Below are 20,098 nucleotides of genomic sequence, written 5' to 3'. Positions count from 1 at the left end.
TTCCTCCCTTACTGAAAAACTTTACTTATGCCTTATAACCTCAAACTTTTCAATAGTATAGTCTTCATTAGGAGATATATTTCCCTTTTCAAGTGCAATTTGAAGCTGCTTATCTACAGTATCCACTCCTTCTAAATCTGGAAGTAAAAGACCGCATCTAGAACCTTTTTGAACTATTACACCATATCTTTCAGGGTCAAGTTCCCCTTTCGAAGCTTCTTCTGGCTTTGTAAGCACATCTACGGAAAAATCTATATCTTCAAGCTCATCTTTTCTAACTGGCATAAATCTAGGATCATTTATTCCTGATGAAACGGAATTTTTGATAATTTCTTCAGCTATATTCTCTGTTGTTGGAAAAATAGTCCCAATACATCCCCTCAGCTGACCTTCCTTCTTCATGGATACAAAAACTCCCCTTTTGCTATTTTTCATTTCGTCAGTTACATAATCAGGATTTTCTAAATATTTATGATAAACCAAATAAGAAGTTAAACTTTCACGAGCAAGCTTTACATAAGGATCTTCAGTTTTTCTTTTTGCCGCAATTATTTTTTGTCTTTCTTCTATTAATTTACTATAAGTGTCTCTACCATTATCTTTAAGTGAAAAACTCATTACACCATATCCAACACCAAAGGGACCTTCATAAGATAGGATTTTACCTTTAATGTCGCATCCATCCATGGCTCCCAACATTATATAGTAAGATCTCAGTCCACATTCTCCTGCTTCACTTACAGTTTCTTTATCCATATCAAATATTTTCAAAACATCGCCCTTCTCAAGAAGTGAAGTTATTTCCCTATCAAACTTTTCCCCATAAGGGCTGTATTCATAAGGTCCATCTTTTGTAAGTCTATGAGATAAATCTCCACTGGCAATGAATACTGCCTTGGTATTGACCTCATTTACAGCTTTTTTAATACACATTCCAAATTTATAGAGTTCCATTTTAGAAAGCATTCCATAAGTTATATGAACCAACTTATAATTTGGATACTTTTTATTTACAAAGTACAATGGCACTAAGGCACCATGATCTAATTCATATTCCATCCCATATTCCTGGGCAGACCTTGTTGTTATCTTTCCTATTAAAATATTTTGTTCTTTTGAATACTCTATTATCTTTTCTGTTAAAGGCAGATTTATATTTGAACTCTGACTTACCTCAGGAACCCCAAATTTTCCTAAATCACCATGGATATTATTCTCATAAGACACTGCAATTGCATCACTAAACATTGGTCCATGGGGTGTAATTATTATTATCGTATCCGGTTTTATAGATGCTATATCTTCACCCACTTTATAACAGGCATCCAATGTATTTTTTATTTTTATCTCCTGACCGCGTCCTATTTCAGGAACTGCAATAGGAGGATGAGGCATTGTATAAAAGCCATGTATTTTTCCCATAATATCACCTTACTTTAATAATTTAATATTTTACGTTTATTATCTGCTATTTTTATCTAAAATATGATTTAGTAACTCTCTTTTATTTTAGGTTATCTTTACCATTTAGTTAATTATAACATTTTCTATTAATTATTTATAATTATTTATAATTATTTAATAATATAATCTTATGGAAATAGAACCTTAAGATACATATCATAAAAAAACATCTTGGAGTAAAACTATAAAAGGAGGTGCTTTCTATGACAAAAAAACTAGGAGATAAAATTGATAATAAAAAGGTAGAAAAATCAAAAAATGATGAAGAGCCTATAAATATAAATAACAATGACTTTGGTGCAAGAACTCAGTGGAAGGTTTACAGCAGTGAAAAAGGCTACCAAGTTTGTGGAAAAGACACCCACAGTAGATATTAGCTTGTACACTTAAAAATAACAAAAGTGGCTTCTCTAAATAAAGTTGGAGAAACCACTTTCATGTCTTTTCAAATCTATCCGATAATTACTTGTTGTCCAAAAAATATAATATAAAAAATCAAACATTATTTAATATGTCATATTATTTTAAAACAAATACAATACATTTTAGTATTATCTTTATTCTATAAATTCTGTTACTTTATCTATAAAGAGTATTCCATCTAAATGTTCTATTTCATGACATAAACACTTAGCTAAATCTCCTTCTCCTGTTATTGTAAATTCCTCACCTTTTTCATTTAATGCTTTTACTTTTACCTTTGCAGGCCTAATTAACTTTCCCCACTTATTAGGAATACTTAAACATCCTTCTATAACTTCCTGGCTTCCTTCTTCTTCAATTATTTCTGGATTTACTAGGTATATTATACCTTCACCCATGTCTATAACAACTGCCCTTCTTAAGACACCAACTTGTGGTGCTGCTATTGCTGCGCCATTTTCTGTGTTATGCAGCGTATCTGCCATATCCTTAAGTAATGTTAAAATTCTGTCGTCAACTTTTTCTACAGCCCGGCACTTCTTCCTCAATATTTCATCACCTAAAGTACGTATATTTCTTAATGCCATTTCAAAAACCTCCGTCACAAAATATTCTTTCACTATATATTATGCAATTTTTTTTGTCAATAAACAATACTTCACCATTTCTAATCAAATGTGGTAACTTCTTACATACATCATAAGAATTTTAAAATTGATACATTTTAGGATAACTAGATAATAAAATAATGGGTATAGATTTGTTTTTCAAGCAACTCTATACCCATTTCTAACCTTGTTAATAAAACACTATTAACAGTTTTCTTCTATTATTTTAAATAAATTATTTGTGTCAATCTCTTCGCTACTATTATCAAATTCCTTTATCTTAACATTTTTCCATAGACACTGTTTGGATTTTAAACTATCTATAAAAATATCCCAGTTTTTAAGTTTCCACTCATCCCTTTTAAAATTACGCTCTCTAATTCTCTTAAGTAATACTTCAGCTGATACTGCTACTCTTAAAACCAAGGGAACATAGTTTTCAAGGCTATATTTTTCTTTTAACTTATTTATATAGTTTTCGTCTGTAAAATATCCTACAAATGGCGCATCCAATACTACTGATATACCACTTTTTATATTGTCTGCCGCTATTTCAAGCAAAGTCTCGTATTCTATCGGCATAATCCGCTTTTGATAAAATTCACAACCATCACGAGCATCAGGAGAAATTCCTTGAGTTTCTAGCAATTTACCCGTAAATTTATTACATACTACATCTTTATCTAAATATGCAAATTGAAAATGTGATGCAATAAGTTTTCCAACTGTTGATTTTCCAGAACCAGCAGGTCCAACTAAAAATACAACTCTCGGAGTCATTAATTTGCGCCTCCCCTATTTACCGGCTTTAAAAATATTCCGTATGAAATAGCTCCAAGGATAAGGAGTCCTGCCCCTATTAAGAATACGCCGCCTATAGTTCCTGTTTTGTCAAGTATAATTCCTGTTGCTATTGGTGCTATCGCTGCTCCTAAAAATCCGCCAAAATTTTGGATTGCTCCTAATGATGCAACTTGATCACTTGGTGCAACATCAGCTGCAAGAGTCCATATAACTCCTGAAGGCAATTGTGATGCAAAGTATCCAACACAAAGTAGTACAATAATTACACTAGTACTCTTTATAAATGGAAGTGGAGCTGTAGATATTGCTGCAATAAGCGCTCCTCCAACTATAGGAAATTTACGTGAAGTTATAGCCTGAACACCTTTTTTAATTAAGTAATCTGATATAGTTCCACCTAAAAGTACCCCTACAATACCACATATGTATGGAAGAGAAGCTATAAAACCGCTTTGAGTTAAACTAAAACCACGCTCTTTTTGTAAGTAAGATGGAAGCCATGTTAAGTATACCCATATAGTAAACATTATTCCGAAATTTCCTATTATCATAAACCATGTGTTTCTATGTTTAAATAATTCTCCCCATGAAGCTTGTTTGCCTGATTTTCTAACCTCTTGGGCAGCTTCTAGGGAACCTTTTATTGCAATTGTTTCTTCAGATGTAGGATCTCTATATAGTTTTTGCCATACTAATAAAACCAAAATACCAAGTACACCTATTATAACAAACATACTCCTCCATCCAAAAGCAACTAGCAAAAGTGTTAAAATTGGTGGAGCAATTGCATTAGAAATTTGTGAACCTGTATTTATAATTGCAACTGGCAATCCTCTTTCTTCATCTGAAAACCACCTCTGATTTACTTTAAGTCCAGCTGTAAAAAATGGTGACTCAGCTACTCCCAAAATCATACGCATTAAATAAAATAGTGGATATGAACTTATAAAAGAACATATAATAGTTGCCGTAGACCAAAATCCTGATGCAAATGAAAACATCTTCTTAGGTCCAAATTTATCTACTAACCATCCAGAGGGCAAATTTGCAATTGCATAGGGCCATAAAAATGCAGATAACAAAAGCCCCATTTGAGTTGATGATAAATGAAATTCCCTTGCAATAGTTGTATTGGCAACACTAAGATTCGCCCTATCTAGATAATTGACAATTGCCCCAATTAGTAGTAAAATAACAAAAGCCCAGCGTATGTTTAATTTACTTTTAGAATTATCCATAGATTGTGTATTAGACATGTTTTCTTCTTGTTTCATTATTAATCCTCCAATCATACATGATTAACCGTTTTCACAATTTGCAATCATTATTTATGTGTGATTTCAGGTACTGCACTTACTTTTGCAAAGTTACACCGTCAAATGCCTTTGCAAAGGTGTCCATGCAATACGAGACAAATTGAAATTTTAATTATTTTGGCGGCTTTCTTTAACTACTTTTAAAAATAGTTCAGCTGCTTTAGTTACTTTTGTGTAATCGCCATCTTTTTGAGCCGCTTTAGTTATACCACTGCCAACTCCAAGGCATGTTGACCCTGCTTGAAGCCATTCTCCGGCATTTTCTAGGGTTACTCCGCCGCTTGGCATAATAGCTGCTTGAACTAGTGGACCTTTAACTGTTTTAACATAAGCTGGGCCAATGAATTCAGTTGGAAATAATTTCACAATATCTGCGCCTGCTTCTATAGTATTTACAATTTCAGTTGGTGTAAATGCGCCACTAATAATAACTGTTTGATAGCGTTTTCCCATCTTAATCATTTCGGGATTCAAATTAGGACTTACAAGCATATTTGCACCTGCAAGAATAGCTGCACGTGCGGTTTCTGGATCAAGAACAGTTCCTACTCCAATAACAAGCCCCTTTTCTTTATATTTTTCAGATAGCTTCTTAACAATTCCAAGTGCATTCGGTACACTCATAGTAATTTCTAGTGCCAAAATTCCACCCTTTATAGCTGCTTCAGCTACCTTCATAGCTTCATCTTCACTATCTAAACGAATCATTAGAAGAATTCCAGTTTCTTCAATCTTTTTTAGGCTTTCTAGTTTTTCCCACATTCAAAAAGCTCCTCCTTTTAATAAATTAAGTACTCCATAACATTTTATTAAAATAAATTTATACACATGGCATAATCTTATTTGTCCATGTATAATTTATTACCCATATAACCAAGTCTTCTAGAAATCTGCATAGCAGTATCTGTTACCGCATTAGAAACAAATAGCTTTTTTTCATCATTCATTGAATTGTATAAGCTTGCAACACTTATAGAAGCAACTGCTTTGCCAAACTGATCATAAATTGCAGCACCCATACAATACATTTCCATGTTATCTTCACGGTCATCTATCGAATATCCACGTTTTTTTATTTCATGCATATCTCTTAGTATTTCATCTACTGAAGTATGTGAAAATTTCGTTTTACCTAACAAAGGTTTCTTCTCAAGTATTTCTACAATTTTATCATCAGTATATGCAGCAAGTAACGCTTTACCAACCCCTGTTGTATATATAAGACGCCTTGATCCAAGTTTTGCTGTAGGTTTCATAATAGAGTGATTCTCAGCCTTATCAAGATACACAATATCTCCATTATCTTCTATCCCTAGAAATACTGTACTACCTGTCTTTTTATTAAGTTCTTGAATATATGCTCTTGCTACATCAGTAACACCTAAATTTGAAAGATATGCACTTCCTATTTCAAATGCTAGCAAACTTAATCTATAGGTTTTAAGCCTCTTGTCATCCATTTCGAGAATACCTTTACCTATTAGAGTTTGAACCAATTCAAAGGTACTACTTTTAGGCCAATCCTTACTACTACAAATTTCATTTAATGTTAAAGATTTACCACTATGAGCCAATAGTACCAATATATCTACTACTCTCGCTGCTGATTTATTTTCTTTATAATTAGACATGCTATCACCTTAGTTAATTATTGTTCGCATGTGTGAACCGCGTTCACAAATACTACAATTGTACTATAAACACTTTTTCCTGACTTGTCAATATTTTTTTCAAAGTATCTTTTTTATAAATTATAGGTTTAAATTAACTGAATCCACAAACAATAGCCTTTGGATAAAATACTTGCTTAAAGAAAAGCTCTATGACTTATAAATATAAAAATTCCAGATAATTTAATTGAATCACCTGGAATTTTTATCCGATTGCTACCATTGCTAACACCCCCATCTTCTTCAAAGTGGGGTATAAGCACTGCTACGCACCTGGATAAGTTCTTCTAAGGTTCAGATGGAGAAAATGTATTCCTTATAAGCAAACTCCACCTGAACCTAAGAATCACTTGATATTATTTACTTAAATTAATTGTAAATTTCAAGTCCTCTCTGAACTCCACATTGCTAAAGTCATCAGTAAATATAGTATATTTCTTGTTTGAATCGAGTTTTTTAAACTGCCTTACAAATTCATTTGGATTACTGTTGTCCTTTTTTATATCATAGCTTTTGTAATCAACTTCTTTTCCACTAGAATCTTTTATCCAAAGATCTTGTGCCTGAAAATATGGTGCTTTACCATCTACCCTATATTTAACTGTGGTACTATCATTATTTGTTTCTATACTTTCTATTGTAATCTTTCCCATCTTACCTTGAGTAAGCTCCATAGGATATATCCCATCAATTGTCTTACTTATTTCTACTGGCTTTTTAGTTTTAACAGTGTAATGTACTTCTTTGCCATTCTTATCTGTACTCACACCACCCCCAGCTGAAGGAGTAATTTTACATGGAACAATAGTTAAATATTTTGGAATCTTATTAAGTTTATCGTATTGCATCTCCGTATTAAATGTTCCTTTATTAGAATCACTATTTCCACCACCTATCCCTTTAGGTATAAGTTCAACTCCTTTATCATCATAAGCAACCCAATAATCATAATCCATTAAGCTTGGATCATGATTTATCTCTATATTCTTTTTAACCTTTTCCTTGTCTTTATAATTTCCACTTACAAAAATAGAAGTATCTATAGGAGAAAAAACGACTTTATCTACCTTTGCAATGCTATTTGGAAAATCCAGCTTAATGTTTGGCTTAAATACAACACTATTTTTAACTAACTGATCCTTTGATGCGCTAAAAGCAAAGTTCCATTTTCCTTTTATATTTGATATTTCATCCACATTTAAAGTTATATTGACCTTATTTGAAGTATTCTTTACCAAATCAGTGTGAATTTCTTCACTTCCAACATAGGTGCAATCATTAGTATAATTTCCCACAGAGCTTCCACTTGATCCAGATCTTTTTCCATCAATCTTCAAAAACATACTTAAACTAAAGGTTTCTAAGTTTTCAATATGTTTGTTACTTTTTATCGTATAGCCTATCACAAGCTTTGAATCATCTGCTATTACTTCATTTATAGTAAGAGTTATCCCATTACTCATAACAGGTTTATTTACAATTTGAGAATACTCGGCATAAGATCCATGAGAACCAAATTCATCATTTAGTTTTTGTGTTATAGAATTTAAAATTGGTATATTTTCTGCAAAGGCGGGAGAAATAGTACCTATACCTATAGTACATATCAAACCTAAAGCTACTGCTATAGAAACGTATTTTAACGGTTTAAATTTTCTCTCACCTTTTATTCTTTTCTTTAAATTTTTCTTTATCTTCTGTTTTTCTATATCAGTAACTTCTTCATCCATAGGATCAAACTCGCTTTCTTCAATCTTTACATCGTTAAACAATTTATATATATCTTTTTCTTCCATATTAAAATCATTCATATTCATAATATTTCTCCCTTCAAGACTATAAGTTTTTCTTTCAAAAATTTACGTCCCCTTGAAAGTCTCTTGTCCACTAAATTTCTGTCAACTCCAAAGCTCTTTGCTATGCTTTCTATTCCTTCATATAAAAAATATCTTCTTACAAATATCTCTTTGTCCTGAGGTTTCATAACATCTAAAGCTTTTAAAAGTTCTTTCTTATTCTCTTTTAATACCAATTCATTTTCCACATTAAGTTCATCCTCAAGCCTATAGTCGTCTATACATTCATCTGTACCTTTGCTAAAAAGTTTTCTTTTGCAATCTATGGATTTATACTTTGCTATAGCTGTAATCCAATATTTAAAATTTCCTTTTTCGCTGTCAAAACTTTCAATATTGTTCCACACAGCCCAAAACACATCATTTACACATTCTTCCGAATGCTGTGCTTCAAACTTAGAATTCAATACTGTACGCACTACTTTAAATACTAAATTGCTATATTTATCCACTATAAATTCAATAGCCTTTGGGTTTTTCTTTTTTATCTGTTCTATAAAATTATTTTCATCTATCTTCACATTTTTTCCTCCTTAAGAAGCTTCTCACATATTAATACGAAGATACAATATATTTTCTGACATCAATTTTTCTTAAATTTAGAGTTAATTTAAGAACTATTATAACTTAAAAAAATATCATTAAAAAACTAGCTAAAAGTGATAAATATAAAACCCATTTATATAAAATAACAAATTTAAACATAAGCTCCTAATCCCTATCATTTTTCTTTAAAAGTCTGCTTATAAGTGATTTAACTGTCTTAGGCTTCCAACTTGTACTATCTTCCAACTGCTTTATTATTTCATTTGCTGAACATGGATTTTTGCTCCATATGACTTTCATTACTTCCCACTCTGATTCAGATATTTTGGGTATATTTGTCATGGTAACTCCTCCTGAAAATATAATTACAATTGTAATCTATAATATTATTATAGTTCCTTTCTCAAATTATTTTCAATACTTTTTATTAAAAACAATATAGTTCCTAAATATTCTTCTAATTTTACTTACTAGTATCCGTAAATCTTCCATTTACATTATCAATTATATTATCAATTTTATCTTCTATTCGTTTAGGCACAGGTATTTTGGGATCAATATGAGGATTGTTTAGATGTGTGTGTGTATAAGCATTCCTATACTCAGTTGGAGTAAGTCCAGTTTGTGCCTTAAAACGTCTCATAAAAAGCTTTTCATCTGTAAAATAAGCATAAATTGAAATCTGTTTAACCGTTAAATTAGTACGCAATAAAAGCAATTGAGCAACTTCTATTTTTAATCTAGTGAGGTACTGTAACGTTGTCATTCCTGTATAACGTTTAAATAATCGAGTTAAATAATCAGCGTTAAGTTGTGTTGCATCAGCTATTTGTTTTACATTTAAATCAGAAGACATATTTGCACGAATCCATTCTTTTAATCGAGCAATTTTATTTATATACCCTTTTTGTTCTAAACATTGATTAAGAAAATGATTACTTAATTCAATTAGAAATGCAGTCATCAAATAATCACTTTCTTGTTGACCATATCGATTTCTACTAGAAACATCTAATATTTGGTGAACTAGAATAATAAACTTTCCCATATCTTGAAGATGAAATTGTGAAGGAAGAATTACCGGATCATCTAAATTTGAATTTCTTGAGTAATCTGAAGACATACCAAAGACCTTACTGGCTAATCCAGTTTCATAAATTAAAGTAGGCTTTTTCTTGATAAAGAAATGCAGCCAGTAAAAGTCAACAGGTGAAGCTGACTTACGATAGCCAAACATCTTGGAAAACGGAGGAACTAGAAGAACATCATGCTGTCTAATGACATATCGAGTAGACTTTACTTGAATATAAAATGTTCCTTTCATACAAACTATAATTTCATAATCTCCTCTGTGATACATCGGATTATGCTGCCAAGGAATATCTGCTGAAAATTCTCCACCTTTATAATATAAAACCGGATCTAATAAAGAAAATGAATAGTAAAACATAAATCATACACCCTTTCTTTTTGTAAAGTCGGAAATGTCCACCATAATTACTATTATAGTCATTGAGAATAAATTTGGAAAGGGTTACAATTCAAATTGTAACAAATTACTTTTAAAGGAGGATATTAAAAAAATGACTACTATTCAAAACAGTCAAGGTACAGTGGCTCAGGATGATAAATTACCACTGCACCGTAAAATCACATACTCATTTACAGATATGTCCGGTAACCTGTTGTACTGCATTATCAGTAGTTATCTACTTTATTTCTTTACTGAAGTATTTGGTTTATCAGTTGGTGTAGCAGGTATATTATTACTTATTGCTAGATTCTTTGATGCTTTAGATGCTCCCATATGGGGAATTATCATTGACCACACTCATAGTAAATATGGACAAAGTCGTCCTTGGTTCTTGTGGATGAGCTTTCCATTTGCTATTTTTGTATGGCTACTATTTACTACTCCTAATCTTTCAGGAACAGCTAAGGTAGTCTATGCAGGTGTTATGTATATCTTGGCAGGTATCTCTTATACGGGAATGTCTACTCCTATAACCTCAGTCTTGCCAAATTTAACGTCTAATTCAGAAGATCGAACTATAGCAAATTCCTTCAGGATGGTTGGTGGAAACATCGGAAACTTTTTTGCAATTACCTTTATTTTACCTTTAGCAAACTATTTAGGAGGAAGTAATAAGCAAAGAGGCTGGTCTTTAGCTGTTCTGATATATGCAATTGTCGCAATTGTATTACTATTAATTGCTTTTGCTGACATGCGTGAAAAAAATATTGAGCACGAGAAAGTAATTCCTCTTAAGCAAAGCTTTAAGGCTGCTAAATGTAACTGGCCTTGGGTACTAATCGTGCTTGCCAATGTAATTTATTGGACAGGTTTTATGTCTCGTAATTCTACACTAGCCTACTATTTCCAATACAATATGAATAATCAATCTCTAATTTCAGTCTTTAATGGATTTACGATTATTCAAGTTATTGGTATGGCTTCTGTACCAATAATTGTTAAACTATTTAAAAAATGGGGAACTACGGTATTAGGATTAATCTTAGCTTGTATAGGTCAGCTTCTAATGGCATTAGTCGGAAAAAATGTTGATGCAATGCTAGTTGGCTGGTGTATAGCATGTATTGGCAGTGGAATAGCATGCACAATGTTCTTTGCAATGGTAGGTGATACGGTTGATTATGGTGAATGGAAAAATGGTATCCGAGCTAGTGGATTTTTGACCGCAATTGGAAGCTCTTTTTGTATTAAAATGGGTTCTGGCTTTGGATCATTTATTCCATCAATTATTATGAAAATGTTTAATTATGTTCCAGATCATGCTCAAACAGCTGGTTCGTTAGCAGCAATTAAATTCTCATTTATATGGTTACCAATTATTATTTTCATTATCAACATAATACCTTTACTTATGTATAAAAAATATGAAGAACATGAACCTATTGTTCAAGCAGACTTAACTAAAAGGCGCACTAGCCAAAAGTTCTCAGTAAATGAGTGATTCAAAAAGGAGTGTAGAAAAAATGCAAACTTGTACTAATTTAGAATTAAATAATGTTAAAATCACCTCTGAGTTTTGGAATCGTTATCGAGAACTAATTGTCAAAGAAGTTTTGCCTTATCAATGGTCGGTAATGAATGATGAAGCAAATATTCATATTGCTGATGACCCTCAAAAAAATGGAACAACTAAAAACAGCCATGCTATTGCTAATTTAAAAATTGTCGCTAGCAAAATAAAGGGGCATCATAGCGGCTTTCCTTTCCAAGATACCGACGTGTACAAGTGGCTCGAAGCTGTGGCATACTCCCTTCGCTATCATCCAAATGACGATTTGAAACAAATAGCTGATAAATTAATTGATTTAATTGCCGAAGCACAGGAATACGACGGTTATCTGTCTACGTATTTCCAGATTGAAGCTCCAGAGCGAAAATTCAAAAGATTAAAGCAGTCACACGAATTATATACAATGGGACATTATATCGAGGCTGCAGTAGCTTACTACCAAGTTACTGGTAATGAGAAAGCTCTAAATATTGCTCGTAAGATGGCAGATTGCATTGATAACAATTTTGGCTTAGAAAAAGGAAAAATTCCTGGATATGATGGTCACCCTGAAATTGAACTGGCTTTATCGCGTTTATACGAATTAACACATGAAAAAAAATACCTGAATTTAGCATACTATTTCTTGAAGCAACGAGGACAAGATCCTAAGTTTTTTGATCATCAGATTGAACAAGATGGATTTGATCACGACTTGATCGAAGGCATGAGAAATTTTCCGTTGAGCTATTATCAAGCTGCAGAACCAATTGTAGATCAGGAAACAGCTGAAGGTCATGCAGTTCGTGTAGTATATCTATGTACTGGTATTGCATATGTTGCTCGATTAACAGGCGATCAAGATTTATTAACTGTATGCAAACGATTTTGGAATAACATTGTTAAAAAGCGTATGTATGTCACTGGTAATATAGGATCTACTACTACCGGAGAATCATTTACATATGATTATGACTTACCAAATGACACTATGTATGGTGAAACATGTGCATCTGTAGGTATGACTTTCTTTGCTAAGCAGATGCTTCAAATTGAGCCCGAAGGTGAATATGGAGATATTTTGGAAAAAGAACTCTTTAATGGATCACTTAGTGGTATATCGTTGGATGGCAAACATTTTTTCTATGTCAATCCATTGGAAGCAGATCCAACAGCAAGTAAAGGCAATCCAGGGAAATCACACATTTTAACTCGACGTGCCGATTGGTTCGGCTGTGCTTGCTGTCCAAGTAATGTTGCCCGTTTAATAGCTTCCGTTGATCAATACATTTATACTGTTCATGGTTCCACTATTCTTTCTCACCAGTTTATATCTAATGAAGCTAACTTTGATAACAATATTTCTATTATACAGAGTAACAACTTCCCATGGGATGGAAATATTAGCTATAAAATTAAAAACCCTGGTGAAAATAAATTTAAGTTTGGTATTCGTATTCCTAGTTGGTCACAATGTAACTACAAACTTCAAGTTAATAAGAAGGATGTTAACTTGCCTGTGAAAAGCGGCTTTGTATACATTTTTGTAGAATCATCACAAATGCAAATTGATTTAAGCCTTGACATGTGCATCCAGTTCATACGAGCAAATAACCGAGTTAAGAACGACTTAGGCAAGGTTGCAGTTCAGCGTGGCCCAATAGTGTATTGTGCTGAAGAAATGGATAATTCTGCTCCATTGTGGTTATATCGCATAAAAGAACAAGCACAAGCACGTTATCATTATAATGATCATTTATTAAATGGAATAGGAACTATTGAAGTTGATGCTGAGGTTCTAAATGAGGATAGTAAAGATGATTTACTCTATACAACAGTATCAAATAAACCATATGATTGGCATGAATCCAAATTGAGTTTAATTCCATACTACGCATGGGGAAATCGTGATGATGGACAAATGGCAGTTTGGCTTAATAAAGAGTATTAACTATATATATCAGACAATATTCATAAAATTATTACCTTCTTTTAAAAAGTTTTTTATAATTCTCTCAAATCCAGTTTGTACAAATATCATAATACAATATAGGAGGGAAAAGTATTGAAATTTTTAATGAAAGTTTGGGGAGGTCAGCCGATTCTCTCCTGGTTGTTTCAGATTGCACTTGCTTACTTAGCATTCTTGGTAAGTCGCAATAAGATTGCTAATAACACTAATACCATAATCATTGCAGGAACATTAGTTATTCTAATTTTTCTAAGCCTATCCATTGGCTCTAAACATAAAAAAGACTATAAATAGCTCACTTAAATAGATAAAAAAGTAACTTTCAAAGGACTTGCTGTAGCTATATGCAAGTCCTCTTTTTTAATTATAACATCACATAAAAGTCTAATTAGCATATTGGTTACACATATTTAAAAAGTATTCATGAAATTTAAGATTAGTTGTACTTTCACCTCCTGGAAGTATGATACCACTAATATCATCTAGTTCTTCACACTTTTTTACTTCAACAGCTTCACAATTCAAGGATTTTAAATGTTTTATATGTTCTATAAAATTATTTTCATCTATATTCACATTTTTCCTCCTTAAGAAGCTTCTCACATATTAATATGAAGATACCATATATTTTCTGACATCAATTTTTGCTAGATTTAAATAACTTAAGAACTATCATAACTCAAAAAGATGATTTCTATAAATATAGAAATCATCTTTTAATATATTTTATTTAAGATATTGAATTTATAAATTTTTCTGGATTAATTATATATCTACCTTCTGATGTAGTGGTCTTTGTTTCTATAAGTTTATTTAATATTTGATTAAAGGTTAAATTTGGGTTTACCTGCCATGCTAAAGCTGCAAGTCCTGTAACATAAGGAATAGCCCAGCTAAATCCTCCTTCACCCCAGTAAACATAAGTACTATCAGAACTATTGCCAGCAGTAGTTCTAAAATCTCCTGGGACAATTATATTGGACTTACTTATTTTTCTTTCATTTAAGTATTTACTAAGTTCATAATTTAGTGGATTATTTCTATCCTTTGAAGGATCACATCCTCCCCATGTAAATTTTCTATCATAAAGTAAATTAGAATATACTACTGTAAGACCGCTGGAATTTGCTCTCTTTATAGTTTGCTGCCATTTATCAAAGTATTTGCCCCGTTTACTTACACCATCGGATATGGATACAATTCGTATTTTTTCATTTTTAGAAAGTGATTTATTGACATCAATAATCTTATCTATAGCCTCCATATAATATTCCTGTCTGTCTTTTGAATCTGGAGTTGCAAAGTAATACAATTTTGATCCACTTGCTACTCCACAAGTTTTACCTGCTAAAATAGAAGCACAAGCTAGTCCATGAAAATGAGCACTTGTTTGATGATCACCAACTTTATAATAATTCATCTTGCCCTTAAATTCATCATGAGTAGATCTTATTGGCTTATCTATAACCGCTACACTGATTCCTTTACCTGTAACTCCCTTTTCATGAATTTTGCTTAAATTCAGTCCTGGATCTTTACCAGTATCAAACCACTTGTTTGGATCATATCCACCTGGAAGTTTACTTTTTTCAGGCCACTTTGTAGACTTATCAAAGCTTATATTTGAAATAACATCTAAAGATACCTGTGACAAATCCTTTTTAGACATATCTTTATCTTGAAATCCATATATTCTCTCAAGATCTGAGTTACATTTTTGCAAAACCCTGTTTGTTACTATGTCTGAAATTTTTGAAGGATTTATTCCCCAATTCTTAGGGTCACCTTCTTCCATAGCATTTTTTACAAAAATGCCCCCTCCAATTGCAAGTAAAATTACAATTGTAATCGTAATGATTAAAATTTTTTTCTTCATCTTTAATTCTCCTTTTATCCATAATTAATTTTTACAGAGTTTCTAATTGAAATTTAAACTTATACAATATCATATAATGACAAATTTCATGTATAAATTTTAATTTCAAGCTACAAACTCTATATAGCCATTCTAACTTAAGAATAAATTTATATGCAGGGATATTTTTACAATAATGAAGCTCATTTAAATATTTTGCATATAAGTCTTAGTAAAATATTTAACCGAGCTGAGGATTGTAAAAATATCCGGAGTATAAATTTATTCTTTGCTTAGAAACTATAATGCATTTAAACCTTTTTCAAAACGTAGTAAACTGGTTTTCTGCATCCAAATGCATAGTCGCCATTTTTCCACCTAAAAAACATATAAATTTTTCCATCTATATTTTTTATTACATATTCACTAGAAAGTTTATCACTTTTATCAATTACAATTCCTTTTGTCCACGTTAACCAGCTTTTATCTGTAGCACCTCCATTAAAAAATTTAATTTCTTTTATATACATGTTATCTTTCCACTGTCTCTTATCTTTTTTGAAATCAGATATATTATCAACAATATCTACAGATTTCCAGTTTCCCAAAACCTCAAGATCACATTCATAAGGATAACTTGTATTATCCTCTATTCTATTTATTCCAAGTTCATCTACTACATATTTGGACGTTATCTGTTTATTTAACGCATCTTGTGAAAACACATTGTTTATTTTTGCTTCAGTAAGCATAATTAATATACAAAAGCAGAATACAATTATGGAGCTTACAATAGCCTTAGGGGAAATTCTTTCAAATTTCTTTATCATGCTAATTCTTTTGGCCATATATTTAGCATCTACAGATATGCCAACTGCCATACTTACTCTAGATTTTTTAACAAACTTTGAGTATTTTATGAGGTCTATCATAGTATATCCATATTCCTTGGTCTTCTCAGATTCTATATAATTAAGAGCTATAGAATCACAGGACAATTCCATATCCTTTTTCATTTCATTTGTGAAATACCATATAATAGGATTAAACCAATAAATTACTCTAGTTATTCCGATAACATAATTTACAAAAATATCTTTTTTCTTATAGTGCGAAAGTTCGTGTAAAAATATATTTTTAATATCATTGTCATTCATACATTTAATCACAGTTAAGGGCATCAATATCTTAGGTGCGATCATACCAAAAATTGCTGGGCTTTTTATATCTATTCCTTGTACAACATTTATATTCTTCTTTATATTCATATTGTTTTTGCACTTTTTCAAAATATCAATAATTCTTTTATCCCTTATTGATTCATACTTACTTACTTTTTTCAAACATGTCACATATGACATAAGCATATAAATCATGCCTAAAATAAAACCTACATACCATATTTCAAATGTGACTTGCATATATGATTCGGGTATGTTAAATGTATCCCTAATAATACTTGGATTTAAGTAAGCATAATCAGTCTCACCTTTAGCACTACCTACACTTTCCTCACTTACACTCTCAGTAAGATACTGATCATAGTCAAATTTATCTATTGCCGAGGTAACAGGAGGTCTATTAAAGTAAAACGGCATTATGTTAAATATGCTAAGTGAACTCTTAGGTAAAGCCGGTACAATAAGTCTTACCAAAATCAGAATTCCAATAATATATTGAACTTCTATTCTCAATCTCTGTTTTAAAACTTTTTTAGCAGCTAGAAAAAATATTATTAAAAAACTAGCTAGAAGTGATAAATATAATACCCATTTATATAAAATAATAAACTTAAACATAAGATCCTAATCCCTATCATTTAATATTTTTTTTAAATCGTCTAAATCCTCTTCTGTCAATTTATTGTCTTCTATAAAATTCAATAACATATTCTTAGCAGCACCGTTGTATACTCTTTTAATAAAAGAACTGCTCTCCTGTCTTGCACATTCTTTTTCATCAAATAGAGGATAATAATAATAAGTTCTGCCCTCCTCATTAAATCCAATTACATTTTTCTTTAAAAGTCTGCTTATAAGTGATTTAACTGTCTTAGGTTTCCAACTTGTACTATCTTCCAATTGCTTTATTATTTCATTTGCCGAACATGGATTTTTATTCCATATGACTTTCATTACTTCCCACTCTGATTCAGATATTTTGGGTATATTTGCCATAATAACTCCTCCTAAAATCATAATTACGATTGTAATCTATAGTATATATATTATTCGCTTTCTCAATAATTATCAATAGTATTTTATATATTATCCATTTTAAAGTTGTATCATTTTGGTATATTTTTTAAATTATTTTTATTTAAAAAATTTATTGAATTATGTTGATTTTTGTTAATATGTACTTTATTATTTTATTATATTACATATTAATTAAAGTTAGCACTAAATTTTTAAGTGATCGGTATAAAATAACAAAGGGGGATTAACATGACTTTTAAGGATTTCAAACTAAACAGTATTAGAACTAAATTAATTACTAGCTTAATAGCAATTTGTGTAATTCCACTAACCATAGGAGGCTTTGGTTCCTATATGCAATCAAAGTCAATTCTCACCAATAAGTTAACACTTACAAGTACTCAAACTCTCTCAGAGATAGACAGTGGATTAACTAATTACTTTAATGGATTTTCAGATATAATAAATCTTACTGCAAATAATCCCGGTATTATAAATATTGATACAGACAATAATACTCCAATGATATCAGATATGCTAAAAGGTATAAAAGAAAGTGATAATGACATATTTGATGTATATTACGGAACTGCCTCCAAAAAGTTTACTATATATCCTATTTCAACAATGCCTGAAGGATATGATCCAACTACAAGGCCTTGGTATAAACAAGCTTTAGCTAATAAAGGTAAAGTTGTAATAACTCCTCCTTACAAAGACATTGTAACTGGTAAAACTCTTGTTGGAGTTGTACAAACAGTAGAAAAAAATGGACAAGTAGTTGGCGTTATTGGATTGGATTGTTCTCTAACTACACTTACAGAAAGAATATCTACAAAGAAGGTAGGTACTACAGGATATGTATTTGTCTCTGATTCATCAGGTACTACCTTAGCCCATCCCCAAAAAGAACTTATCAATACAAATCTAATCTCTAAGCTGTCTTTTTGGGATAAAGCAAAATCGGGAAACAGTGGATTTGTTAATTATACCTATAATGGTACTAGTAAATTTGGTGTATACCAGACAAATAAATTAACAGGTTGGAAGCTAGTGGCTGCTTTAGATAAAAGCGAACTCACCAGAGATACAAACTCTATATTAGTCAAAACTTTCTTAATAATAATAGTAATGGGAATAATTGCGATATTTCTTTCATTGTTTTTAAGTAAAGGAATATCTAATAATATTAAAAAATTAAAGGGAGTATTTTCGAAAGCCTCAAATGGAGATTTAACGGTGTCCATAACTGCTTCCACAAAGGATGAATTTAAAGATTTGGCTGAATCATTTAACTTAATGATGAAAAATATATCCAAGCTCATGAATAATGTTTTAAAATCATCTGAAACAGTGCTAGAAACGTCAACAAGTCTTGCAAGTATGTCTGAAGAAGTAACAGCTTCTGTAGGCGAAGTAGCAAAATCTGTTGAAGAAGTTTCCTTAGGTGCAACTGAACAAGCTAAAGGTGCTCAAAATGGCGCTTCTGAAATGGAGGATTTATCAAACAGGCTGAAAGAAGTTAGTATTAGTTCTGATGAAATGGATAAAATCTCAAATGCCACTAAAAGGTTAGGTACAAAAGGACTATCTGTAGTAGATACTTTAACTGAAAAATCAAATAAGGCTAAAACGGTTACTACCTCCGTCAATGATATAGTTCGTGACATGAACGAAAGTGCTAAACAGATAAATAGTATATCTGAAACAATATCTGAAATAACAGAACAAACTAATCTTTTAGCATTAAATGCAAGTATAGAATCTGCACGTGCAGGCGAAGCTGGTAAAGGATTTGCCGTAGTAGCAGAAGAGATACGGATACTTGCTGAAGAATCTCAAAATTCAACCAATGAGATAAAGAAAATTATAGAAAGTATACAAAATAAATCAGAGACAGCAGTAAGTGCTATCAAATCCGCTGAAAGCGCAGTAGATGAGCAATATTTAGCCGTAGATCAAACTCATAAAATATTTAAAGTAATTCTAAAATCAATTGAATCAATGATTGCTAAAGTTGATGAAGTAAAAACATCAATTTCAGATATAAATGAGAAAAAGCAATCTACAATATCTGAAATTGATAATATCTCATCTATATCACAGGAAACAGCTGCAGCTTCACAAGAAACTACAGCTTCAACAGAAGAGATATCAGCCACTATGGAGGAACTTACAAAACATTCAAGTAATCTTCAAATATTAGCAGAACAATTAGCAGCTGAAATAAATAAATTTAAAATTAACTAATAGGCAAAATTAAGCTGCTATATCTTATATAGCAGCTTAATCTTAAATTAATTACTCAACTCTCACAAATTAAGAATTAATTCTTCACTCTTAACTATTAACTAAAAAAGTTG

Annotated in this window: 18 protein-coding genes and 1 pseudogene; 5 read left to right on the top strand and 14 right to left on the bottom strand. The window is 31.3% G+C overall.

All coding sequences use genetic code 11. From position 1 onward, the window contains the following. Nucleotides 1–21: 21 nt before the first annotated feature. Nucleotides 22–1,422: an AmmeMemoRadiSam system protein A gene (gene amrA / locus CLAU_RS16875; protein WP_023163159.1), complete on the bottom strand. Its 1,401-nt coding sequence runs from the start codon at nt 1,420–1,422 to the stop codon at nt 22–24. Between the two features lie 245 nt (nt 1,423–1,667). Between amrA and CLAU_RS20755 the strand changes: the two genes are divergently transcribed. Further along, the gene (locus CLAU_RS20755) at nt 1,668–1,841 is read left to right on the top strand and encodes a hypothetical protein (RefSeq protein ID WP_013238030.1); all 174 of its coding nucleotides are present in this window, start codon (nt 1,668–1,670) and stop codon (nt 1,839–1,841) included. A 180-nt stretch (nt 1,842–2,021) separates the two neighbouring features. Here CLAU_RS20755 and def read toward each other — a convergent pair whose 3' ends face one another. The 9 genes and pseudogenes from def to CLAU_RS16830 form a co-directional block, all read right to left on the bottom strand. Then, nucleotides 2,022–2,474, bottom strand: coding sequence for a peptide deformylase (gene def, locus CLAU_RS16870; protein ID WP_023163158.1), 453 nt, complete (start codon nt 2,472–2,474; stop codon nt 2,022–2,024). Nucleotides 2,475–2,699: 225 nt separating this feature from the next. After that, nucleotides 2,700–3,275, bottom strand: a complete 576-nt coding sequence (locus tag CLAU_RS16865; RefSeq protein ID WP_023163157.1) for a P-loop nucleotide/nucleoside kinase family protein — start codon at nt 3,273–3,275, stop codon at nt 2,700–2,702. Further along, on the bottom strand, nt 3,275–4,573 hold the full coding sequence (locus tag CLAU_RS16860) for an MFS transporter (RefSeq protein WP_023163156.1): 1,299 nt from the start codon (nt 4,571–4,573) through the stop codon (nt 3,275–3,277). The genes CLAU_RS16865 and CLAU_RS16860 overlap by 1 nt, the downstream gene beginning before the upstream one ends. A gap of 150 nt (nt 4,574–4,723) precedes the next feature. Next, complete coding sequence (locus CLAU_RS16855; protein WP_023163155.1) at nt 4,724–5,377, bottom strand: bifunctional 2-keto-4-hydroxyglutarate aldolase/2-keto-3-deoxy-6-phosphogluconate aldolase; 654 nt, start codon at nt 5,375–5,377, stop codon at nt 4,724–4,726. A 77-nt stretch (nt 5,378–5,454) separates the two neighbouring features. Beyond that, nucleotides 5,455–6,246, bottom strand: a complete 792-nt coding sequence (locus CLAU_RS16850; RefSeq protein WP_023163154.1) for an IclR family transcriptional regulator — start codon at nt 6,244–6,246, stop codon at nt 5,455–5,457. Nucleotides 6,247–6,641: 395 nt separating this feature from the next. Beyond that, nucleotides 6,642–8,105 carry a DUF4179 domain-containing protein gene (locus tag CLAU_RS16845; protein WP_420806601.1) on the bottom strand — a complete coding sequence of 488 codons (1,464 nt, stop codon included), beginning with the start codon at nt 8,103–8,105 and terminating at the stop codon, nt 6,642–6,644. After that, on the bottom strand, nt 8,099–8,662 hold the full coding sequence (locus CLAU_RS16840; RefSeq protein ID WP_023163152.1) for a sigma-70 family RNA polymerase sigma factor: 564 nt from the start codon (nt 8,660–8,662) through the stop codon (nt 8,099–8,101). Before CLAU_RS16840 ends, CLAU_RS16845 begins: the two co-directional genes overlap by 7 nt. 202 nt (nt 8,663–8,864) lie before the next feature. Beyond that, nucleotides 8,865–9,029 (bottom strand): annotated as a pseudogene (locus CLAU_RS16835) (BlaI/MecI/CopY family transcriptional regulator); the annotation flags it as partial. Nucleotides 9,030–9,150: 121 nt separating this feature from the next. Beyond that, nucleotides 9,151–10,137 (bottom strand): AraC family transcriptional regulator, encoded by a 987-nt coding sequence (locus CLAU_RS16830; protein ID WP_023163150.1) that lies wholly within the window; start codon nt 10,135–10,137, stop codon nt 9,151–9,153. A gap of 133 nt (nt 10,138–10,270) precedes the next feature. Between CLAU_RS16830 and CLAU_RS16825 the strand changes: the two genes are divergently transcribed. From CLAU_RS16825 to CLAU_RS16815, 3 genes are all read left to right on the top strand, one after another. Further along, nucleotides 10,271–11,662: a glycoside-pentoside-hexuronide (GPH):cation symporter gene (locus tag CLAU_RS16825; RefSeq protein ID WP_023163149.1), complete on the top strand. Its 1,392-nt coding sequence runs from the start codon at nt 10,271–10,273 to the stop codon at nt 11,660–11,662. A gap of 22 nt (nt 11,663–11,684) precedes the next feature. Further along, the gene (locus tag CLAU_RS16820) at nt 11,685–13,661 is read left to right on the top strand and encodes a glycoside hydrolase family 127 protein (protein WP_023163148.1); all 1,977 of its coding nucleotides are present in this window, start codon (nt 11,685–11,687) and stop codon (nt 13,659–13,661) included. Between the two features lie 114 nt (nt 13,662–13,775). Next, nucleotides 13,776–13,976, top strand: a complete 201-nt coding sequence (locus CLAU_RS16815; protein WP_023163147.1) for a hypothetical protein — start codon at nt 13,776–13,778, stop codon at nt 13,974–13,976. Nucleotides 13,977–14,066: 90 nt separating this feature from the next. Here the strand turns inward: CLAU_RS16815 and CLAU_RS16810 are convergent, their stop codons facing one another. The 4 genes from CLAU_RS16810 to CLAU_RS16795 form a co-directional block, all read right to left on the bottom strand. Then, nucleotides 14,067–14,258, bottom strand: coding sequence for a type 1 glutamine amidotransferase family protein (locus CLAU_RS16810; RefSeq protein ID WP_023163146.1), 192 nt, complete (start codon nt 14,256–14,258; stop codon nt 14,067–14,069). Nucleotides 14,259–14,412: 154 nt separating this feature from the next. Then, a complete protein-coding gene (locus CLAU_RS16805; RefSeq protein WP_023163145.1) occupies nt 14,413–15,558 on the bottom strand; it encodes a S8 family peptidase in 1,146 nt (381 codons plus the stop codon). 290 nt (nt 15,559–15,848) lie between these two features. Further along, nucleotides 15,849–17,336 carry a M56 family metallopeptidase gene (locus CLAU_RS16800; RefSeq protein ID WP_013238013.1) on the bottom strand — a complete coding sequence of 496 codons (1,488 nt, stop codon included), beginning with the start codon at nt 17,334–17,336 and terminating at the stop codon, nt 15,849–15,851. Between the two features lie 6 nt (nt 17,337–17,342). Continuing rightward, the gene (locus tag CLAU_RS16795) at nt 17,343–17,714 is read right to left on the bottom strand and encodes a BlaI/MecI/CopY family transcriptional regulator (RefSeq protein WP_013238012.1); all 372 of its coding nucleotides are present in this window, start codon (nt 17,712–17,714) and stop codon (nt 17,343–17,345) included. A gap of 270 nt (nt 17,715–17,984) precedes the next feature. Here CLAU_RS16795 and CLAU_RS16790 point away from each other — a divergent pair, with 270 nt between their 5' ends. After that, nucleotides 17,985–19,985: a methyl-accepting chemotaxis protein gene (locus CLAU_RS16790; protein ID WP_013238011.1), complete on the top strand. Its 2,001-nt coding sequence runs from the start codon at nt 17,985–17,987 to the stop codon at nt 19,983–19,985. The last annotated feature ends 113 nt before the right edge of the window (nt 19,986–20,098 follow it).

It is taken from the genome of Clostridium autoethanogenum DSM 10061 (assembly GCF_001484725.1).
Classification (GTDB): Bacteria; Bacillota; Clostridia; order Clostridiales; family Clostridiaceae; genus Clostridium_B; species Clostridium_B ljungdahlii.
Note: the sequence above shows the minus strand (reverse complement) of the source record. Positions and strands in the feature narration are given on the sequence as shown.